Origin of the sequence: Kitasatospora sp. NPDC057198, from assembly GCF_042670125.1 — a bacterium.
GTDB lineage: Bacteria > Actinomycetota > Actinomycetes > Streptomycetales > Streptomycetaceae > Kitasatospora.
Genome location: NZ_JBHUWH010000107.1, coordinates 1 through 19,711, shown reverse-complemented (window position 1 = coordinate 19,711; position 19,711 = coordinate 1). Strand labels below are relative to the sequence as shown.

Annotated in this window: 12 protein-coding genes; 8 read left to right on the top strand and 4 right to left on the bottom strand. The window is 72.8% G+C overall.

What is annotated here, in order from left to right; all coding sequences use genetic code 11:
* Nucleotides 1-52 precede the first annotated feature (52 nt).
* Nucleotides 53-1,624 (bottom strand): glycosyltransferase family 87 protein, encoded by a 1,572-nt coding sequence (locus ACFUEL_RS15140; RefSeq protein ID WP_380236672.1) that lies wholly within the window; start codon nucleotides 1,622-1,624, stop codon nucleotides 53-55.
* A gap of 105 nt (nucleotides 1,625-1,729) precedes the next feature.
* Entirely contained in the window at nucleotides 1,730-4,492 is a 2,763-nt protein-coding gene (locus ACFUEL_RS15135; protein ID WP_380236671.1) for a transglycosylase domain-containing protein, read from the bottom strand.
* Between the two features lie 296 nt (nucleotides 4,493-4,788).
* Between ACFUEL_RS15135 and ACFUEL_RS15130 the strand changes: the two genes are divergently transcribed.
* Together ACFUEL_RS15130 and ACFUEL_RS15125 are read left to right on the top strand one after the other, a co-directional pair.
* Nucleotides 4,789-5,454 carry a helix-turn-helix transcriptional regulator gene (locus ACFUEL_RS15130; RefSeq protein WP_380236670.1) on the top strand — a complete coding sequence of 222 codons (666 nt, stop codon included), beginning with the start codon at nucleotides 4,789-4,791 and terminating at the stop codon, nucleotides 5,452-5,454.
* A 144-nt stretch (nucleotides 5,455-5,598) separates the two neighbouring features.
* A complete protein-coding gene (locus ACFUEL_RS15125; RefSeq protein ID WP_380236669.1) occupies nucleotides 5,599-6,681 on the top strand; it encodes an inositol-3-phosphate synthase in 1,083 nt (360 codons plus the stop codon).
* A 177-nt stretch (nucleotides 6,682-6,858) separates the two neighbouring features.
* Here ACFUEL_RS15125 and ACFUEL_RS15120 read toward each other — a convergent pair whose 3' ends face one another.
* A complete protein-coding gene (locus ACFUEL_RS15120; protein ID WP_380236668.1) occupies nucleotides 6,859-7,629 on the bottom strand; it encodes a peptidoglycan-binding protein in 771 nt (256 codons plus the stop codon).
* A gap of 164 nt (nucleotides 7,630-7,793) precedes the next feature.
* Between ACFUEL_RS15120 and ACFUEL_RS15115 the strand changes: the two genes are divergently transcribed.
* Both ACFUEL_RS15115 and ACFUEL_RS15110 read left to right on the top strand, forming a co-directional pair.
* Nucleotides 7,794-9,086 (top strand): MFS transporter, encoded by a 1,293-nt coding sequence (locus ACFUEL_RS15115; RefSeq protein WP_380236667.1) that lies wholly within the window; start codon nucleotides 7,794-7,796, stop codon nucleotides 9,084-9,086.
* 68 nt (nucleotides 9,087-9,154) lie between these two features.
* A complete protein-coding gene (locus tag ACFUEL_RS15110) occupies nucleotides 9,155-9,865 on the top strand; it encodes a hypothetical protein (RefSeq protein WP_380236665.1) in 711 nt (236 codons plus the stop codon).
* A 7-nt stretch (nucleotides 9,866-9,872) separates the two neighbouring features.
* Here ACFUEL_RS15110 and ACFUEL_RS15105 read toward each other — a convergent pair whose 3' ends face one another.
* A complete protein-coding gene (locus ACFUEL_RS15105; RefSeq protein ID WP_380236673.1) occupies nucleotides 9,873-11,309 on the bottom strand; it encodes a CCA tRNA nucleotidyltransferase in 1,437 nt (478 codons plus the stop codon).
* A 265-nt stretch (nucleotides 11,310-11,574) separates the two neighbouring features.
* Here ACFUEL_RS15105 and ACFUEL_RS15100 point away from each other — a divergent pair, with 265 nt between their 5' ends.
* The 4 genes from ACFUEL_RS15100 to sigM form a co-directional block, all read left to right on the top strand.
* Nucleotides 11,575-13,929, top strand: coding sequence for a DUF6049 family protein (locus ACFUEL_RS15100; RefSeq protein WP_380236663.1), 2,355 nt, complete (start codon nucleotides 11,575-11,577; stop codon nucleotides 13,927-13,929).
* A 51-nt stretch (nucleotides 13,930-13,980) separates the two neighbouring features.
* Nucleotides 13,981-16,485: a murein biosynthesis integral membrane protein MurJ gene (gene murJ, locus ACFUEL_RS15095; protein WP_380236662.1), complete on the top strand. Its 2,505-nt coding sequence runs from the start codon at nucleotides 13,981-13,983 to the stop codon at nucleotides 16,483-16,485.
* A gap of 288 nt (nucleotides 16,486-16,773) precedes the next feature.
* A complete protein-coding gene (locus ACFUEL_RS15090) occupies nucleotides 16,774-18,996 on the top strand; it encodes a protein kinase family protein (protein ID WP_380236661.1) in 2,223 nt (740 codons plus the stop codon).
* Nucleotides 18,997-19,097: 101 nt separating this feature from the next.
* Nucleotides 19,098-19,711: RNA polymerase sigma factor SigM (sigM, locus tag ACFUEL_RS15085; protein WP_380236660.1), on the top strand; the 614-nt coding region annotated here is incomplete at its 3' end.

Genomic DNA, 19,711 nt, shown 5'->3' with positions numbered 1-19,711 from the left:
GAGGGGGACCGTCCGGTGGACGGTCCCCCTCCGCCGTGTGCGGGGCGCGCGACTACTTGGCGGGCTCCGGCTCGGCCTCGGTCCCGGGTCCGGCGTCCGGCTCCTTGCTCAGCCAGTCCTCCCGCGGGGCGTACTCCGCGTAGGTCTCCTGCTCGCGCAGGGCCCGGGCGGAGCCGAGCACGAACTTGTCCGGGGCGCCGTCCAGCACGCCGCCGGAGGGGTCGTCGCTGCCGTCCCAGCGGACCGGGTCCCGGTCCGGGTGGAGGATGTCGCGGACCACCATGTAGCAGAGGTACAGGGTGCCGACCAGGTGCAGGGCGATCGCGAAGTGGTACCACTCCTGGTCGATGCCGTGGTGCTTGCCGTCGCCGTTGTAGGCCAGGTACGACCAGACGCCGAAGAAGTACAGCACCTCGCACGCCTGCCAGACCAGGAAGTCGCGCCAGCGCGGCCGGGCCAGCGCGGCCAGCGGGATCAGCCAGAGCACGTACTGCGGCGAGTAGACCTTGTTGGTCAGGATGAACGCGGCCACCACCAGGAAGGCCAGTTGGGCGAAGCGCGGGCGGCGCGGGGCGCTGACCGCCAGCCAGCCGACCGCCAGGCAGCTGAGCACCAGCAGGACGGCGATCCAGGTGTTCAGGGTCTCCAGGTTCTTGCCCTTGCGGATGCCCTGCATCAGGATCAGCCAGAACGAGCCGTAGTCCTCCCGGCGGGTCTGGCTGAAGCTGTAGAAGGTCAGCCAGCCCTTCCAGTTGGCCATCATGATCGGCAGGTTGACCACCAGCCAGGCACCGGCCGCGCCGCCGAACGCCTGGGCGAGCTCCTTCCACTTGCCCGCCCGCAGGCAGAGCACCAGCAGCGGGCCGAGCAGCAGCACCGGGTAGAGCTTGGCCGCGGTGGCCAGACCGATGAACACGCCCGCCCAGACCGGCCGGGAGCCCGACCAGTAGGCCATCGCCACGGCGGCCAGGGCCACCGCCAGCAGGTCCCAGTTGATGGTGGAGTTCAGGGCCAGGGCCGGGGCCAGGGCGAACAGCAGCGCGTCCCACGGGCGGCGGCGCTGGGCGCGGGAGGTGGCGACCACCGCGACCACGGCGCAGATCATCAGCATTCCGGCGTTGACCATCCAGAACCACTGCTCACGGCTCATCAGGTCGCCGCTGTGGGTGGTCAGCCAGGCCGCGACCTGCATGAACAGGCCGGTCAGCACCGGGTACTCCAGGTACTGCATGTCCGGCGAGCCCTGCGGGATCCGGTCCAGGTAGGGCGTCAGCCCGTCGGCGAAGCCGCGGCCGGAGAACAGGTGCGGGATGTCGCTGTAGCACGCCTTCGTGTACTGGGTGGTGGCGCCGTGGAACCAGCCGTCGGTGTAGCACGGGGCCTTCTGGAACAGGCCCAGCACGTAGACCGCGATCACCGCCAGCGCGAGGAACTTGGCCGGCGTCCACCAGGAGACCCCCAGCAGCGCCCGGCGGCCGGGCGGGCCGCCGAACAGCTCGCTGCCGGCCTCCGAGACCGGATCCTCGTCCGCGGGCACCACCACGGTGTTGGGCAGCGGACCGTCGGCCTGTACGGGGCCGGGCGGCGAGGTCTCGTCACGAAGGCTGGAGGTCATGGCGCACATACTGCCGCACCGCTGTGCGCAATCGAAGAGGGGCACGGGATCGCCCAGGCGATCCGTGCCCCTCTGCGGTGTTTGCGCCGGCAACCGGCGGCGGCTGCCCGGCGGCTACCCGGTGGTACCCGTGTTGTTGTTGGTACCGCCGTTGGTCGCCCCGCCGTTCCTGCCGCCGCCACCGCTGGCGCTGGGCGAGGGGCTCGTCCCGCCGTTGGTGCCGCCGTTGGTCCCGCCGTTGGTCGTCCCGCCGTTGGTGCAGAGGTCGAGCAGGCAGCTCTCGGTGGGGCTGGGCGAGCCGGACGGCCGCTTGCTCGGCTTCCCGGTCGGCTGGCTGTCCTCGCTCGGCGACGGGCCGGCCGGCTCGGTCGGCACCTGCTCGCTCGGGGTGGCCGACGCGGAGTCGGAGGCCGAGGCCGAGGGCGAGGCCGAGACCGGGGCGCCCGAGGAGTCGACCTCCTCGCCCCAGGTGCCCGACGGGGGCGTGAAGTTCCGCGGGTTGCCCGGACCGACGGTCTTCATGTAGCGGGTGAAGATATCCGCCGGGTAGTCACCACCGTGGACCTCCGCCTTGCCGCCCACGCCGCGCAGGTCGAGCCGCTCGTCCGACTTGGGCTTGGCGGTCCCGTCCGACTGCTTGTCCTCGTCCGACTTGGGGGTGACGTCCTCGCGCCACATGCCGACCGCGGTGGACAGGCTCGGCGTGTAGCCGACGAACCAGGCGGAGACGCTGTCGTCGGTGGTGCCGGTCTTGCCGGCCACCGGGAAGCCCAGCTCGTTGGTCTTGCTGCCGGTGCCGTTCTTCGCCGCGTTCTGCAGCACGTCGGTGATGGTGTCGGCGACCACCGGGTCCAGCGCGGTCTTCGGCGTCGGCCTGGTGAACTCCGGCATCTCCTTGCCGTGGAACTTCACCATGCTCACCGAGTACGGGTCGGTCTGCTGGCCGTGCGCCGCGAACACCGAGTACGCCGAGGCCATCCGGACCGCGCTGGGCGTCGAGGTGCCCAGCGGGAGGGTCAGCGTGTCGGCCCCCGCCAGGGTCTGCTTGAGCACGCCGAGCCGCTGCGCCATGGCGACCACCTTGTCGCCGCCGACGTCCTGGCCGAGCTGCACGAACGGCACGTTGTACGACCACTGCATGGCCGTCCTCAGCGTGACGTACCCCTTGTTGCCCGGGTCGCTGTTCTTCTGGTGGTAGGGCTGGCCGTCGTCGCCGATCGCCTTGCTGCCGTCGGCCTTGTAGATCTGCGCCTTGTCGTCGGCCAGGTAGCGGGAGTCCGGGTTTATCTTGGCCGGCTGGCCGTCCGGGCCGTTCTTGGTGAGGACGCCGTCCTCCATCGCGGCCGCCAGCACGAAGGGCTTGAAGGTCGAACCGACCAGCACCGAGCCGTCCGCGTTGTTGGTGAAGTGGCCCTTGTCGCTGCCGGGGCCGCCGTAGATGGCGACGATCGCCCCGTCGTTGGGCAGCACCGAGGCGGCGCCGACCTGGACGAACTTGTCCTTCTCCCGGCTCTCCGGCTTCAGGGTGGCCGCCGAGAAGTCGTCCACGGCCTTCTTCAGGGCGTCGACCTTGTCCTTCTGGAAGGTGGTGTGGATCTCGTAGCCGCCGCGGTCCAGCGCCGCGGTGGTGATGTTCGGGTCCTTGTTGGTCACGTACTGGTTGGCCATCTGGACGAGGTACGTGGTCTCACCGGTGAGCTTGCTGGCGGTCCTCAGCTCGATCGGCTCGGGGAAGTCCTTGCACTTGGCCCGGTCCTCGGCGGACAGCACCTTGGTGGTGACCATCCGGTCCAGGATCCAGTTCCAGCGGGTCACCATCCGCTCGTGGTTGGCCTTGTTCAGGGTCGGGTCGTACAGGCCCGCGCCCTTGAGCAGGCCGGCCAGCATCGCGCCCTGGCAGACGTCGACCTTGCTGGCGTCGATGCCGTAGTACGCCTGCGCGGCCGCCTGGATGCCGGTCGCGCCGCGGCCGAACCAGCTGGTGTTCAGGTAGCCCTGGAGGATCTGGTCCTTGGTCTTGACCCGGTTGACCTTCAGGGTGATGAAGAACTCGTTCACCTTGCGGGAGAGCGTCTGGTCCTGCGACAGGTAGACGTTCTTCACGTACTGCTGGGTGATGGTCGAACCGCCCTGGGTCTCGCCGCCGGTGGCCATCTTGTAGACGGCGCGGGCGATGCCCTTGGGGTCGATGCCGGAGTCGGTGCGGAAGGTGGCGTTCTCCGCCGCGATGACCGCGTCCTGCACCGGGCGGCTGATCTGCGAGAGCTCCACCAGCTGCTGGTTCTCGGTGCCGGTGCGGGCCATCTCGGTGCCGTCGGCCCAGTAGTAGACGTTGTTCTGGATCTCCAGCGGCTTCCGCTCGTCCGGCACCTGGACCGTCGCGTAGGCGAAGCCGAACGCCGCCACGCCGCCACCGAAGAAGACCAGGAACAGGCTCAGCACCTGCTTCCAGGACGGCATCCAGCGCCGGAAGCCCGACTTGCCGAACCGCGGGTAGTCGATCAGCCGCTTCTTGCCCGGCCTGCCGCCGCGCCCGGCGGCACGGCCGTTCGGCGGCCCGCCGGCGTTGCCGCCGCCACCGCCCTTGCGGGACTGCTTGCGCATCTCCGCCCGGGTCAGCCGGGGCTGCTCGGCGGTCTCCCGCGCGGCCCGTCGGCCGCCCTGGCCGGGGACCGGCCCGGGGCCCTGGCCCTGGCGGCCGGCCCGGTCGTAGCCGGGGCGGTCGGAAGGCCCGCCCGGGCCCGGAGGCCGGCCGCGCCCGTACTCGGGTGCGCCCTCGACCGGGCTGCCGTACGCATACGGTCGTCCGGAGTCGGGCCGCCGCTGGGGCTGCTGCTCGCCCCCGGGGCCGGCCGACCTGCGCCGGTGTTCGCTCATCTCTCCGCAGCTCCTCGGTCAGGGTGCACAGGCGAAAGAGTACGGCTCTCGAAAAGCCACCTAATCGGGCATTGGAATCCAACCGGGACGAACTGACCGGGATTCATTACACGCCCGTTGCCGTGGGGCCTTGTGATCGTGGTTACGCGTGCCCCTCTTGCTCCTTCCGTGACCCAGGGTTACTGTTGCCGATATATCGAGCCGATACATCGGCGCGACACATCGGTTCGGCATACACTGCCGGACCGGGGCCCGTACCCGACGAGCAGGAACCCTCACGGAAGGAGGAAGGCGGTATGAGCCGACGCTCCGGCGTCCTCGAATTCGCCGTCCTCGGCCTGCTCCACGACGCGCCCATGCACGGCTACGAGCTGCGCAAGCGGCTCAACGTCCTGCTGGGCTCGTTCCGGGCCTTCTCGTACGGAACGCTCTACCCCTGCCTGAAGAGCCTGGTCGCCCAGGGCTTCCTGGTGGAGGACAACCCGGACGTCGAGTACGTCCCGGCCACCGCCCTGAACGGCAAGCGGTCGAAGATCGTCTACCGGCTCTCCCCGGAGGGCAAGCAGCGCTTCGAGGAGCTGCTCGCCGAATCCGGCCCGGAGGCGTGGGAGGACGAGCACTTCGGCGTCCGCTTCGCCTTCTTCGGCCAGACCGACCGGGCGGTCCGGATGCGCGTGCTGGAAGGCCGCCGCAGCCGGCTGGAGGAGCGGCTGGAGCGGATGCGCAGCTCCATCGCCCGCACCCGCGAGCGCTTCGACGACTACACCCTCGAACTCCAGCGCCACGGCCTGGAGTCCGTGGAACGCGAGGTCCGCTGGCTCAACGAGCTGATCGAGACCGAACGGGCCACCCGCACCGGACGCGGCGGCACCGCGTCCCCCAGCACTTCGGACGGCCGTGGTCCGGCCGCCGGGTCCTCCGACCCGCCCGGACCACCGTACGACCGCCCGGGGCGCTCCTAGCGGAGCGCTGCACCACCGCGCCGGCCCCGCCGCCCGCGGCGAGGCGTGGGCGCCCCGCGCGCCCGATCAGACAGTCAGAACAGATGTGGAACGAGGTTGCCGCCACAGCACGGCGGACCTCATGAGATTCAGGGAGCAACCGGAATGGGTTCGGTTCGCGTAGCCATCGTCGGCGTGGGCAACTGCGCCGCCTCGCTGGTGCAGGGTGTCGAGTACTACAAGGACGCCGACCCGGCCGGTAAGGTCCCCGGCCTGATGCACGTCCAGTTCGGCGAGTACCACGTCAAGGACGTCGACTTCGTCGCCGCGTTCGACGTGGACGCCAAGAAGGTCGGCTTCGACCTGGCCGACGCCATCGGCAACAGCGAGAACAACACCATCAAGATCTGCGACGTGCCGCCGACCGGCGTCACCGTGCAGCGCGGCCACACCCTCGACGGCCTCGGCAAGTACTACCGCGAGACCATCGAGGAGTCCGACGAGGCTCCGGTCGACGTCGTGCAGATCCTCAAGGACCGCCAGGTCGACGTCCTCGTCTGCTACCTGCCGGTCGGCTCCGAGGACGCCGCCAAGTTCTACGCCCAGTGCGCCATCGACGCCAAGGTCGCCTTCGTGAACGCCCTCCCGGTGTTCATCGCCGGCACCAAGGAGTGGGCCGACAAGTTCACCGAGGCCGGTGTCCCGATCGTCGGCGACGACATCAAGTCGCAGGTCGGCGCCACCATCACGCACCGCGTGATGGCGAAGCTCTTCGAGGACCGCGGTGTCATCCTCGAGCGCACCATGCAGCTGAACGTCGGCGGCAACATGGACTTCAAGAACATGCTCGAGCGCGAGCGCCTGGAGTCCAAGAAGATCTCCAAGACCCAGGCCGTCACCTCCCAGATCCGCGACCGCGAGCTGGGCGCCAAGAACGTCCACATCGGCCCGTCCGACTACGTCGCGTGGCTCGACGACCGCAAGTGGGCGTACGTCCGCCTCGAGGGCCGCGCGTTCGGCGACGTCCCGCTGAACCTCGAGTACAAGCTCGAGGTCTGGGACTCCCCGAACTCGGCCGGTGTCATCATCGACGCCGTGCGCGCCGCGAAGATCGCCAAGGACCGCGGCATCGGCGGCCCGATCCTCTCCGCGTCCTCGTACTTCATGAAGTCCCCGCCGGTGCAGTACTTCGACGACGAGGCCAAGGAGAACGTCGAGAAGTTCATCCGCGGCGAGGTCGAGCGCTGAGCGCAGCGAAGCCTGCTCGCTGTCGTGGCTGAGCGCTGAGCGCAGCGAAGCCTGCTCGCTGTCATAGCTGAGCGCAGAGCTCTGAGCTCTGAGCTCTGAGCGCCGGTCGGCTGCTGGCTGCCGGTCGGACCTTCCGGAGGGCCGTTCCGCTTCGTGCGGGGCGGCCCTCCGGCGCGTTCAGGACCAGGCGGCGTTCCAGGTGGCCGGGCCGACCACGCCGTCCGCCGTGAGCCCGTGCCGCTGCTGGAAGGCCCGGCAGACCCGGGCGGAGTCGGGCCCGTACCAGCCGTCCGTGCCGATCGACCAGCCGCGGGCGGCCAGCCGCCGCTGCCACATCAGCACGTCGTCCCCGTGCAGCATCGGCGTCTGCACCCGCAGGTACCGGCCGGGCCAGCGCGGCGGCCCGGACGCCGGCGCGGTCGCCTGCCCCGGCGTCCGGGCGGCCGGCACGCCCCCGAGCGCCGGGTCGGCCGAGACCGTCCCCTCCGGGAAGGCCGGCACCCCGTACCCGTACGGCGAGCCGGGCCCGCGCCGCGGGCGGGACTTGAGGTAGACGCCGTCGCCCTCGGTGGACCCGCCGTCGTTGGTGTTCGCCTCCACCGTCCGGATGGTGTCGGCGTCGTAGGCGACGACGACGCCGGTGTGGCTTCCGCCGTCGGGGCCGAGGTAGAAGGGGCCGCCGAGGACGGGGTAGTCGGTCCAGCGGTCGTGGTCGCGCCACCAGGCGACTGCGGTGAGGCAGGAGGCCGTCATCGGCCAGAGCCCGTCCATGCCGGCCCGGTGGGCGGCCCAGGCTTCGAAGGTGGCGCACCAGGGCTGGCCGTCGGACCATTCGAGGCCGGGCGTCTCGGTGCTGTAGCGCTGGTGGTTGTTCCAGGTGCCGTCGGGGTCGCGGCCTTCGTGCTGTCCGACCTGGCCGAGCAGCAGCGCGGTGAACTCGTTCCGCATGGGAACCTCCCGTTGTCCGAACTGGTTGTTCCCGCCCTGGAGGGTCAACGATCCGGTAACGGCGAGGACATCGGTGGTGCGGGAGCGCGCGGGGGGCGTCCGCTCGGCCGAAATCGGTGAATGTTTCACGTGAAACGGGATCGGCCTCGTGGCACCCTTGGCGGATGATCACCGAACGGCCCCCGCGGGAGGCCCCCCTGCGCGGATTGCTGCGCGGCACAGGTTTTCGGCGGCTGCTGACCGTCCGACTGCTCTCCCAGCTGTCGGACGGGGCGTTCCAGGCTTCGCTGGCCGCCTCGGTGGTCTTCTCCCCTGAGAAGCAGTCCTCGCCCGTCGACATCGCCGGGATCGCGGCCGCGACGCTGCTCCCGTTCTCGGTGATCGGCCCGTTCGCCGGGGTGCTGCTGGACCGCTGGCGGCGCCGGCAGGTGCTGCTGACGGGCAATCTGATCCGCGCGTGCCTCGGCCTGGTGACGGCCGCGCTGCTGCTGGGGCGGGCGCCCAACTGGGTGTTCATCGCGGCGGCGCTGGTCGTGACGGCGATCAACCGCTTCATCCTGGCGGGCCTGTCGGCGTCGCTGCCCCGGGTGGTGGAGCCCGCCGACCTGGTCACCGCCAACGCGGTGTCGCCGACCCTGGGCGCGGTCGCCGCGGCGGCCGGCGCCGGGGTCGGCTTCCTGGTGCACCTGGTGCTGCCGGTGGGCCCGCGCGCGGACGCCCTGACGGTGACGGTCTCCGCGCTGCTGTACCTGGCCGCCGCGCTGGCGGCGCAGCGGATCCCGGCCGACCGGCTGGGCCCCGACCAGCTGGACGGGCTGCCCCCGCTGCGCGAGGCGCTGACCGCCACCTGGCACGACCTGCTGGCGGGCCTGCGGCACCTGGTGCGGGACTGCCGTCCGGCGGTGCGCGCGCTGGCCGCGGCGACGCTGACCAAGTTCTGCTTCGGCGTGCTGACCGTGGTCGTGCTGATGCTGTCCCGGTACACCTTCAACAGCGCCTCGGACGAGACCGGCGGCCTGGCCAGCCTGGGCTGGGCGGTCGCGATGTCGGCGGCGGGCATGTTCCTGGCCGCGCTGATCAGCCCGTGGTGCACCCGCCGGCTCGGCCTGAACGGCTGGGTGACGACCTGCCTGGCCTGCTCCGCGGTGCTCGTCCCGGCGCTCGGCCTGGCCTTCCGGGAGGTGCCGGCGATGACCGCGGCGCTGCTGCTCGGCCTGACCACCCAGAGCACCAAGATCTGCGCCGACACGCTGGTGCAGGAGTCGGTGGAGGACGAGTACCGCGGCCGGGTGTTCGCGATCTACGACGTCCTGGTGAACGTGGCGTTCGTCGCCGCGGCCGCCGCGACCGCGCTGGTCCTGCCGCTGGACGGCCGCTCCGTGCCGGTGATGCTGGGCCTGGCGGTGCTGTACGCGGCCGGGGCGGTGCTGTACTTCCGGGCCTCCCGCCGTCCCTGACGGGGGATCGGCCGCTATGGTACGTCTCCGCACGGCAACGAAGACGCCGCCAGGGGGGATCAGATCAGATGAGCACACCGCCGCCGCCAGGGCCCTACGGCCAACCCGCCGACCCGTACGGCCGACCCGGCCAGCAGCCGCCGCAGCCGCCGTACGGCGGACCGTCCGGCTACGCCCAGCCACCCGCGTACGGGCAGCAGCCGGCCTACGGCCAGCAGCCTCCGGCACCGGCGTACGGCCAACCGCCCGCGTACGGCCAGCCGCCGGCCTACGGGCAGCAGCCCCCGGCACCGGCACCCGCACCGGCGTACGGGCAGCAGCCGGCCTACGGGTCGGAACCGGGCTACGGGCAGCAGCCCGCGTACGGCCAACCGCCCGGCGGGGAGGGGCAGTTGCCCGCCTGGGGGCAGGAGCCGCCGCGGGAGCCGACCAAGCCGGCCGGGCCGGGCGGCCCCCGCAAGAAGCTCCGGCTGGCGGCGCTCGTCGTGGTGCTGCTCGGCCTGCTCGCCGGCCTGGTGTGGATCTTCATCGCGCCGCCCCCGGGACCGGCCGTCGGCGACTGCCTGGACAGCCAGCACCACGACGTCTCCTGCTCCGCCTCGGGCGCCAGGTGGAAGGTGGAGTACCGCAAGGACGGCACCATCGGCCTGCTCAGCTGCTCCAGCACGCGCCCGGGGACGACGCCCTACGACGGCCACTACGGCTCGCGCAAGCACACCACCCGGTACCGGCTGTGCCTGCGCCCGGTGAACGGCGCGTCCACCACCGGCAAGCACTGACCGGGCGTCAGTCCTGCGGCTGCTCCGCCCACCAGGCGCGCAGCGCGGCCACCGCCTCCTCGTGCTCCATCGGGCCGTTCTCCAGGCGCAGTTCGAGCAGGTGCTTGTAGGCCCGGCCGACCGCGGGGCCGGGGCGCAGGCCGAGCAGCTCCATGATCTCGTTGCCGTCCAGCGCGGGGCGGATCGCGTCCAGCTCCTCCTGCGCCTGGAGGGTGGTGATCCGCTCCTCCAGCGAGTCGTAGGTGCGGGCCAGCGCGGCGGCCTTGCGCTTGTTGCGGGTGGTGCAGTCGGAGCGGGTCAGCTTGTGCAGCCGGCTCAGCAGCGGCCCGGCGTCGGTGACGTAGCGGCGCACCGCGGAGTCGGTCCACTCGCCGCCGCCGTAGCCGTGGAAGCGCAGGTGCAGCTCGACCAGCCGGGACACCTCGCCCACCAGCTCGTTGGAGTACTTGAGGTCGCGCATCCGCTTGCGGGTCATCTTGGCGCCGACCACCTCGTGGTGGTGGAAGGAGACCCGGCCGTCGGACTCGAAGCGGCGGGTGCGCGGCTTGCCGATGTCGTGCAGCAGCGCGGCCAGCCGCAGCACCAGGTCGGGGCCCTCGGTCTCCAGCGCGATCGCCTGCTCCAGCACGGTCAGCGAGTGCTCGTAGACGTCCTTGTGCCGGTGGTGCTCGTCGCTCTCCAGGCGCAGCGCGGGCAGTTCGGGCAGCACGTGGTCGGCCAGGCCGGTGTCGACCAGCAGCCGCAGGCCCTTGACCGGGTGCGCGGCGAGCAGCAGCTTGTTCAGCTCGGCCTGGACGCGCTCGGCGGAGACGATGGTGATCCGCTCGGCCATCGCGGTCATCGCGGCGACCACCTCGGGCGCCGGGTCGAAGTCCAGCTGGGCGGCGAACCGGGCGGCCCGCATCATCCGCAGCGGGTCGTCCGAGAAGGACTCCTCGGGGGTGGCGGGGGTGCGCAGCACCCGGGCCTCCAGGTCCTCCAGGCCGCGGTGCGGGTCGACGAAGCCGCGGCAGGGCAGGTCGACGGCCATCGCGTTGACGGTGAAGTCGCGGCGCACCAGGTCCTGCTCGATCGAGTCGCCGTAGCTGACCTCGGGCTTGCGCGAGGTGCGGTCGTACGCCTCGCTGCGGTAGGTGGTGATCTCGATCAGGAACGAGCCCTCGGAAGTGTCCTTGCGGGCGCCGACGGTGCCGAACGCGATGCCCACGTCCCAGACCGCGTCGGCCCAGCCCTTGACCAGCTTGAGGACCTGCTGCGGGCGGGCGTCGGTGGTGAAGTCGAGGTCGTTGCCGAGCCGGCCGAGCAGGGCGTCCCGGACCGACCCGCCGACCAGCGACAGCCGGTGGCCGGCCTCCTGGAAGCGGCGGGCGATCTCGTCGGCGACCGGGGAGACCCGCAGCAGCTCCTGCAGGCCGAGGGTCTGCGCCTCGGTCAGCCCCGGCAGGGCGCCCCGGTCGGCGGAGCTGGAATGATTGGCGCTGGACGCATTGGCAGTGGACACGGCTCACAAGGGTACGTGCCCGGCCCGCTCCCCCGCCCTCCCGTTTCGCCCCGCCCGGACCGGCCCGGCAGCTCCCGGGCCGCAGCACTGCGGACCGGGCGCCGTCGTTACCATTCCGGGTGGACGCTCCACGGCGGGGACCGCGCGGTCGGACCGGCCGCGGCGGTGCGTGGAGTGATCGAGACGATCGGGAACGGCGAGGACGCGCGTGGACGAGCGGACCGGGCGGAACGCGGCAGCGGCGGCGCGCCGCGGACGGTGGACGGGCCGGCTGGCCAGGGGGTCCGCCGCGCTGCTCGCGAGCGGGCTGGTCGGCGTCCTGTGCACGGCTCCGGCGGCGGAGGCCGCCCCGGCGCTGCTGCCGGCCGCGACGGCCGACTACCCGGCGGTGGTCCGGATCGACACGCTGTCCCAGCAGGTCGTGTCCGAGAACAGCACGGTGACCGTCACCGGCACGGTCACCAACTCCGGCGGGTCGAAGCTCAAGTCGCCGAGCATGAAGGTCCGCCAGCCGCAGATCCGGCCGATGACGGCCCCCAGCGAGCTGGCCCTGGTGATGTCCCGGACCACCCCCAGCACCCTGGACGGCATCTCGCTGGACAGCCCGGCCCAGAAGCTCCAGGACTTGGAGCCGGGGCAGAGCGAGCCCTTCTCGCTGGCCGTGCCGGTCTCCGCGCTGAAGGCCAGGGAGACCGGCACCTACGAGCTGGCGGTGGACCTCTGGGGCAGCACCGGCGACGAGCAGGCCCACCCGCTGGGCATCGCCCGGACCTTCCTGCCGTTCCAGGGCAACAAGACCGCCCAGCCCTCCCAGCTGGCGGTGGTCTGGCCGCTGACCCACGCGCCGGTGCTGGTCGCCCAGACCATGGCGGACTCCAACCAGACCCCGGTGCTGCGGGACGACGACCTGGCCGCCGAGCTGACCGGCGACGGGCGGCTGAACCAGCTGGTCCGGATCGGCTCGACCATGCAGGGGCTGACCTGGGCGATCGACCCGAACCTGTTGGACACCGTGTTCGCGATGACCAAGTCGTACCGGGTGCAGAAGCCGGGCACCGCCGGCGAGTCCGCGAGCGAGGAGAACACCGTCCCCGGCACCGGCCGGGACGCGGCGACGGCCTGGCTGTCGAAGCTGCGCGAGGCGCTGACCCGGCCCGGCAACGAGGTGGTGTCGCTGCCGTACGCCGACCCCGACCTGGCCTCGATCGCGCACAACGGCGCCGGGCTGAACGGGATGGAGGCCGCGCTGCGCAAGGCGGTGGCGGCCGGCCAGATCACCACCGAGGCGCGGCTCGCGGTGGACGCCAGGTCGGACGTGGCCTGGCCCCACCAGGGCGTGCTGGACCAGCGCACCGCGGCGGTGGCCGGGACCGCGGGCGGGCACCTGCTGCTGGTCGACGGCCGGTCGCTGCCGGAGTCCGACAAGCTGAGCTACACCCCGAACGCGGCCCGCCAGCTCGGCAGCGGGCAGATCGCGGTGGTCTCCGACACGACGATCGCCCCGATCTTCCAGCCCGACCTGGACTCGGAGAGCCGGCGCACCCTGGCCGAGCAGCAGTTCCTCGCCGAGACCCTGACCATCGCCCACCAGGAGCCGGAGCACCCGCGCGGCCTGCTGGTGCTGCCGTCCCGCTCGATGACCGCGGGCACCGCGCAGGCGCTGCACGACTCGGTGCAGAAGGCCGCGGAGGGCGGCTGGCTGGCCCCGGCGACGCTGCAGAAGGTCTCCGGCATGGCCACGGACCCGGCCGCGAACACCTCCGTCCCGGAGGCGTACCCGGCCGAGGCGACCGCGGGCGAGCTGTCCACCGCCGAGCTGTCGGCCACCATGCAGCTCCAGGACGGCGTGGACCAGCTGATGATGATCCTCACCCGGCCGGAGCGGGTGCGCGAGTCGTTCAGCGCCACGATGGTGCGCTCGATGTCCACCGAGTGGCGCGACCAGCCGAAGGCCGGCACCGAGTACCGGGTCGGCGCGCGCACCTACCTGGACAACCTGAAGTCCGCGGTCCGGGTGGTCCCGAAGAGCGTGGTGACCGTGCCGGGCGACAACGCCACGATGCTGGTCAGCGTGAAGAACGGGCTGACCCAGTCGGTCGGCAACCTGGAGCTGCGCGTCATCTCCGCCCAGTCGAACCGGCTGCGGATCAACTACCCGATCCAGTCGGTGGTGCTGGACGCCACCACCAACTCGACCCTCCGCTTCCCGGTCGAGGCCCAGGTCAACGGCCCGGTCCGGGTGACCGCGCAGCTGTGGACCACCGGCCCGGACGCCCGCCCCTACGGCGAGGCGATGGAGTTCACCGTCGACGTCACCTCGGTGGCCAGCGGCGTGACGTACGTGATCGCCGGCGGCACCGTGCTGATGGTGCTCGCCGGGGTGCGGTTCTACCTGCAGCGCAAGAAGCGCCGGGCGGCCGGCGAGGTCGACGAGGACCCGGACCGTCCGGTCGACGGCCCGGCCGGGCCCGGAACGGGCGCCGAGCCGCCGTCCGACGCGGACCCCTCCTCCACGGCGGATGACACCGATCGGGTCGCCGGTGATGAGAAGGTGGATCACTAGGCCGCCCCACCCCCCGGGCGCCCATCCCCCTCTCTGACGTGGATTGGTGGCATGAACGAGCGGAGCGAGCGAGCAACCAAGGACCAGGGCGGCGGCCGGCCCCAGGAGCGCGCGGGCGGCCCCCGGTCCACCGCCCCCGCGGAACCGGCCGCCGACTGGTACGTCGCCGACACCTACGCCAACGACCCGTACGCCGCCGAGGCGTTCGGGAGCGCGGACCCGTACGGCGCGATCGACCTGCCGGGCGCCGGCCCCGACGAGACGGACACCCCGGAGGGCTCGGCCGCGGTGCCGGGCCAGCCCGGCCGTCCGGCCGATCCCACCCTGCGGCTGACCGCCCCGGCACCGCGCTGGGCCTCGATCGCCGCCGAGGTCGCGGCGGGTGCCTCCGCGGAAGCCCCTGCGGAAGCGCCCGCGGAGGCACCCGGGGAGGCACCCGCGGAAGCGCCCGGGGAATCGCCCGGGAAGGAGAAGGCCGGGTCGGGGAAGGCCGGCGGGCCGCCCCGCTGGCAGGTGCCGAGCGAGCCCGAGCCCGTCGAGGACTACGTCGGGGTGGACGCCCTGCTGTCGGCCACCGCCACCGGCTCCACCGATGACGCCGGTGCCGCTGGTGACACCGATGGCACCGGTGGCACCGCCTCCGCCGGGGAGCCGGGCGCGGACGACGGGGGACGGCCCGCGCCCGGCCCGCACCCCTACGTGCCGCCGATCGAGTTCGACCCGCCGCTGTCCGAGGAGGAGGCGGTGATGCGGGCCGACGAGGCCGTGCTGGAGGCCAACGCGGCCGCCGCCGCCGTGACCAGCGGCCCGTCGGTGCCCGTCCTGGCCTCCGACCCGGCGCCCGCCGGCACCGACGCCCCCACCGAAGACGGCGGAACCACCGATGGCGGCGGAGGTGGCGGAGGCGGTGCGGCCAAGGTCGCCGGGCTGCTGAACTCCAGCGCCGTGATGGCGGCCGGCACCCTGGTCTCCCGCGGCACCGGCTTCCTGCGCACCATGGTGATCGCCGCCGCGATCGGCGTCGCCTCGATGGGCGACTCGTACAACGCCGCCAACACCCTGCCCACCCTGCTGTACATCCTGATCGGCGGCGGCGCGCTGAACGCGGTGTTCGTGCCGCAGCTGGTGCGCAGCATGAAGAACGACGAGGACGGCGGCACCGCGTACGCCAACCGGCTGCTCACCCTGGTGGTGACCGGCCTGGCGGGCGTGGTGTTCGTGGCGGTGCTGGCCGCGCCGGTGCTGGTGCAGCTGATCTCGCACGCGCTGATGCGCGACGCGGCGAGCGCCGACACCACGGTGGCGCTGGCCCGCTACTGCCTGCCGACCATCTTCTTCATGGGCGTGCACGTGGTGATGGGCCAGATCCTCAACGCCCGCGGCCGGTTCGGCGCGATGATGTGGACGCCGGTCCTGAACAACGTCGTGGTGATCTTCACCTTCGTGATGTACATCGCGGTGTACGGCACCTTCCAGCACACCGAGGTTACCCCGCAGTCGATCTCCCCCGAGGGCGTCCGGCTGCTCGGCATCGGCACCATGCTGGGCCTGGCCGTGCAGGCGCTGTCGATGATCCCGTACCTGCGGGCGGCGGGCTTCTCGTTCCGGCCCCGGTTCGACTGGCGCGGCCACGGCCTGGGCAAGGCCGCCCGGCTCGCCAAGTGGACCTTCCTGTTCGTGCTGGCCAACCAGGCCGGCTTCCTGGTGGTCACCCAGCTGGCCACCGCCTCCGGCAAGGCCGCCGAGCAGGACGGCCACCTCGGCGTCGGCCTGGCCGCGTACTCCAACGCGCTGCTGATCTGGCAGCTGCCGATGGCGGTGATCACCGTCTCGGTGATGAGCGTGGTGCTCCCCCGGCTCTCCCGGGCCGCCGCCGACCAGGACTCCGGCGCCGTCCGCGACGACCTCTCGTACGGCCTGCGCACCTCGGCGGTGGCGATCGTCCCGGCCGCGTTCCTGTTCCTGTCGCTGGGCCCGGTGATCGGCTCCTCGATCTACGGCCTGGGCAACGGCGGCGCGGTCGCCCACGGCACCACCGCGGTCGGCTACATGCTCTCCGCCTTCGCCCTGGGCCTGGTCCCGTACTCGGTGCAGTACGTGCTGCTGCGCGGTTTCTACGCCTACGAGGACACCCGCACGCCGTTCTCCAACACCGTCTGGGTGGCGCTCACCCAGGCCGCCACCGCGGTGCTGTGCTGGCTGGTGCTGCCCGCGCAGTGGGCGGTCACCGGCATGGCGCTGGGCTACGGCCTGTCCTACGCGGTCGGCGTGTTCGTCGCGGTGCCCAAGCTGAAGGCGAAGATCGGCGGCCTGGACACCGCCCGGATCACCAAGACCTACGTCCGGCTGGCGATCGCCTCACTGCCCGCCGCGCTGGTCGGCCTGGCGCTGGAGCTGATCGCCCTGCAGGTCCTGGACGGGTGGATCGGCAGCGTGCTGACCCTGCTGGTCGCGGCCGGCGCGCAGCTCGCGGTCTTCCTGGTGCTGGCGCGGAAGATGCGGATCGAGGAGCTGAGCGCACTCACCGGAATGGTCCGCAGGAGGCTCGGCCGCTGAAACTCCCGTCTGCACCGGATTGACGGGCCGTCAACCCGGACGAGGACGAACAGTCGGATCCTCAGTACGCTGCTCCTGGGCCGGAGTCGGGGAACACCCCCGGTTCCGGCCCATTCGTCTGCTGTTCCACCGGATGTGGGCAACCGGGCAACCCCCCGCCACCGCCAGAGGTCGTACCTGGCGTCCGGAAGTGGGCACAATTGACCCTGCACGGCCGACCGCCCCGGCGAGGGGGACGTCGACCGTCCTGGGATGGACCGGGGCGACACAAGGGGAGGCAGGACCACGGTGGCTGACGGCACCAAGGCGATCGTCGACACGTCCGAGACGGACGGGGCGGCGACCGAGGCCGCGCCGACGGCGGCGGGCCCGGAGCGCGAGGCCGGCTCCGACCACGGGTCCGACCGCGGGTCCGACCGCGACTCCGGGCGCGACCGGGCCGCCAAGAGCCCGGCGAAGGGGTCCCCGACCGGCACCGCGAACGGCACCGCGAACGGCACGGCGACCGGGGCGGCGAAGACCGCTGCCGCCAACGGCTCCACGAAGGCCGGAGCGAAGACCGGGGCGAAGAGCGCGGCGAAGGCCGGGGCGAAGAACGCCGGCCGGAGCAACGGGAAGGGCAGCGCCAAGGCGGACCCGCAGACCACCCCGCTGCGCCCGGCGCACCCGAAGCCCGCACCAGCGCCCGCGCCCGCGCCCGCACCAGCCGCTCCCGCTGCCCCCGAGGACGCCCCCGCCCCGGACGACTCCGCCGACCGGCTGCCCGCTCCGCCCCCCGAGATCACCGCCCCGCTCTCCGCCCAGGAGATCGACGCCGAACTCGCCGCCCAGGGCCCCCGCCCCGACCGCCCCTCCCGCAGCCGCGGGGTGCGCCGCCCGCTGCCGCCGGTCGAGCCCTCCGAACCCGCCCCGGCCACCAGCACCGAGACCCTGGACGCCGACACCGCCACCCTGCCGACCGTGCTGCCCGCCCCGAAGCGGCACAGCGGCGACAAAATCGGCGCCCGCTACCGGCTGGAGGAGTGCATCTCCGAGTCGGAGACCTTCAGCAGCTGGCGCGCCGTCGACGAGAAGCTCCGCCGCGCCGTCGGCGTCCACCTGCTCGCGGCCGGCCACCGCCGCGCCAAGTCGGTGCTCACCGCCGCCCGCAGCGCCGCCCTGCTCGGCGACCCGCGCTTCGTCCAGGTGCTCGACGCGGTGCAGGAGGGCGAGCTGGTCTACGTCATCCGCGAGTGGCTGCCCGGCGCCCACGACCTCGGCGAGCTGCTGGCGGGCGGCCCGATGGAGCCGTACGACGCCTACCAGATGGTCCGCCAGGTCACCGACGCGATCGCCGCCGCCCACGAGCGCGGCCAGGCGCACCTGCGGCTCACCCCCAAGTGCGTGCTGCGCACCGACGGCGGCCAGTACCGGATCAACGGCATCGCGGTGGACGCGGCGCTGCGCGGCCTGCCCGCCGAGGACGCCGAGCTGACCGACGTCCGGGCGATCGGCGCGCTGCTGTACGCGGCGCTCACCCACCGCTGGCCCTACCCCGAGGACCGCTACGACCTCCAGGGCCTCCCCAAGGGCCTCGGCTGCGTCCCGCCGGACCAGGTCCGGGCGGGCGTCCACAAGGGCCTGGCGGAGCTCGCCGCGCGGATCCTGTGCGAGCAGCCCCCGCACCACAAGGAGCCGATCACCAGTCCCGCCGAACTGGCCGCGGCGATCGACCGGATGCCGAAGGTCCGGCAGCCCGAGCAGCCCGCCCCGCCCGCGCTGCGCGCCCTGCCCGCCGCCCGGCCGCGCTACGCCGCCGGCGCGCCGACCCAGGCGCTCCCCCGCACCGAGCCCGCCGCACCCGCCGGGCCCGCCCCGGCCCCCGCGCCGCGCCGCCGCCGCGGACTGCGCCGCCTGCTGAAGTGGACCGCCGCGCTGGTCGCGCTCTCCACCGTGGCGATCGGCTCCTGGCAGCTGGCCCAGTACGTCAACGACCAGCAGGACAAGGCGGACAGCAGCCAGAGCAGCCCCGCCCCCGCCCCGAGCGGCTCGGCGCCCGCCGCGACCGGCGAGAAGCTCGCCATCACCACGCTCTCGCCGTTCAACGCGTTCGGCGACAACAAGAGCGAGCACTTCGGCGAGCTGGCGAACGCCACCGACGGCAACCCGTCCACCGCCTGGACCACCCAGCGCTACAACGACCAGTTCGGCGCCTACCGGCCCGGCACCGGCCTGCTGATCGACCTCGGCGCGGCCCACCGGGTCGACTCGGTGGACGTCCAGTTCCTCGGCGACACCAGGGCCGAACTGAAGGCCGCCCCCACCGGCGCCACCACCCCGCCGTCCGCCGACGAGTCCGGCTTCCGCAGCTTCGGCGCCTCCATCGCGTCCGGTTCCGGCAGCAAGGTCACCCTGAAGCCCGACGGCCCGGTCACCACCCGGTACCTGCTGCTCTGGCTGACCAACGTGCCCGCCAACGACGACGGCGGCGGCTTCCGCGGCAAGGTCGCCGAGGTCCAGGTCAACGGATAGGCCCGGGTTCACCCCGAACACCCCTTGATCCGTTCCGGCGCATCCCCAACGATGTGACCCGGGGCCGCCGGAGCGGACGGCCGAACCGCAAGGAGGGGCGGATGACCGCGGAGCCCACCGACGCCGAACTGCTCGCCCGGCACACGGCGGGCGACCCGGACGCCTTCGGGCTCCTGGTGCACCGCCACCGGGACCGCCTGTGGGCGGTCGCGGTGCGCACCCTCGGCGACCGCGAGGAGGCCGCCGACGCCCTGCAGGACGCCCTGGTCTCCGCGTTCCGGGCCGCCGCCGGGTTCCAGGGCCGCTCGGCCGTCACCACCTGGCTGCACCGGATCGTGGTCAACGCCTGCCTGGACCGGGCCCGCCGCAGCGCGGTCCGCCGGGCCGAGCCGCTCGACCAGCGGCCGGAGGGCACCGCCGAGCGCGCGCTCGGGCCGGCCGAGGACGCCGAGCACCACGCGGTACGGGCCGAGACCCGCCGCGAGGTGGCCGAGGCGCTGGCCGAACTGCCCGCCGAGCAGCGGGCCGCCCTGGTGCTGGTCGACATGCAGGGCTACCCGGTGGCCGAGGCCGCCGAGGTGCTGGGCGTGCCGGTCGGCACCGTGAAGAGCCGCTGCGCCCGCGGCCGGGCCCGACTGCTGCCGCTGCTGCGCCACCTCGGGCCGGGCACCGCTCCGGTTCCACGTGGAACGGAGAGCGTCGGTGTTCCACGTGC

What these genes read in the sequence shown, in the direction of transcription:
- ACFUEL_RS15140 (WP_380236672.1), bottom strand. Translation starts at nt 1,624, where the DNA reads ATGTGCGCCATGACCTCCAGCCTTCGTGACGAGACCTCGCCGCCCGGC.
- ACFUEL_RS15135 (WP_380236671.1), bottom strand. Translation starts at nt 4,492, where the DNA reads ATGAGCGAACACCGGCGCAGGTCGGCCGGCCCCGGGGGCGAGCAGCAG.
- ACFUEL_RS15130 (WP_380236670.1), top strand. Translation starts at nt 4,789, where the DNA reads ATGAGCCGACGCTCCGGCGTCCTCGAATTCGCCGTCCTCGGCCTGCTC.
- ACFUEL_RS15125 (WP_380236669.1), top strand. Translation starts at nt 5,599, where the DNA reads ATGGGTTCGGTTCGCGTAGCCATCGTCGGCGTGGGCAACTGCGCCGCC.
- ACFUEL_RS15120 (WP_380236668.1), bottom strand. Translation starts at nt 7,629, where the DNA reads ATGCGGAACGAGTTCACCGCGCTGCTGCTCGGCCAGGTCGGACAGCAC.
- ACFUEL_RS15115 (WP_380236667.1), top strand. Translation starts at nt 7,794, where the DNA reads ATGATCACCGAACGGCCCCCGCGGGAGGCCCCCCTGCGCGGATTGCTG.
- ACFUEL_RS15110 (WP_380236665.1), top strand. Translation starts at nt 9,155, where the DNA reads ATGAGCACACCGCCGCCGCCAGGGCCCTACGGCCAACCCGCCGACCCG.
- murJ (WP_380236662.1), top strand. Translation starts at nt 13,981, where the DNA reads ATGAACGAGCGGAGCGAGCGAGCAACCAAGGACCAGGGCGGCGGCCGG.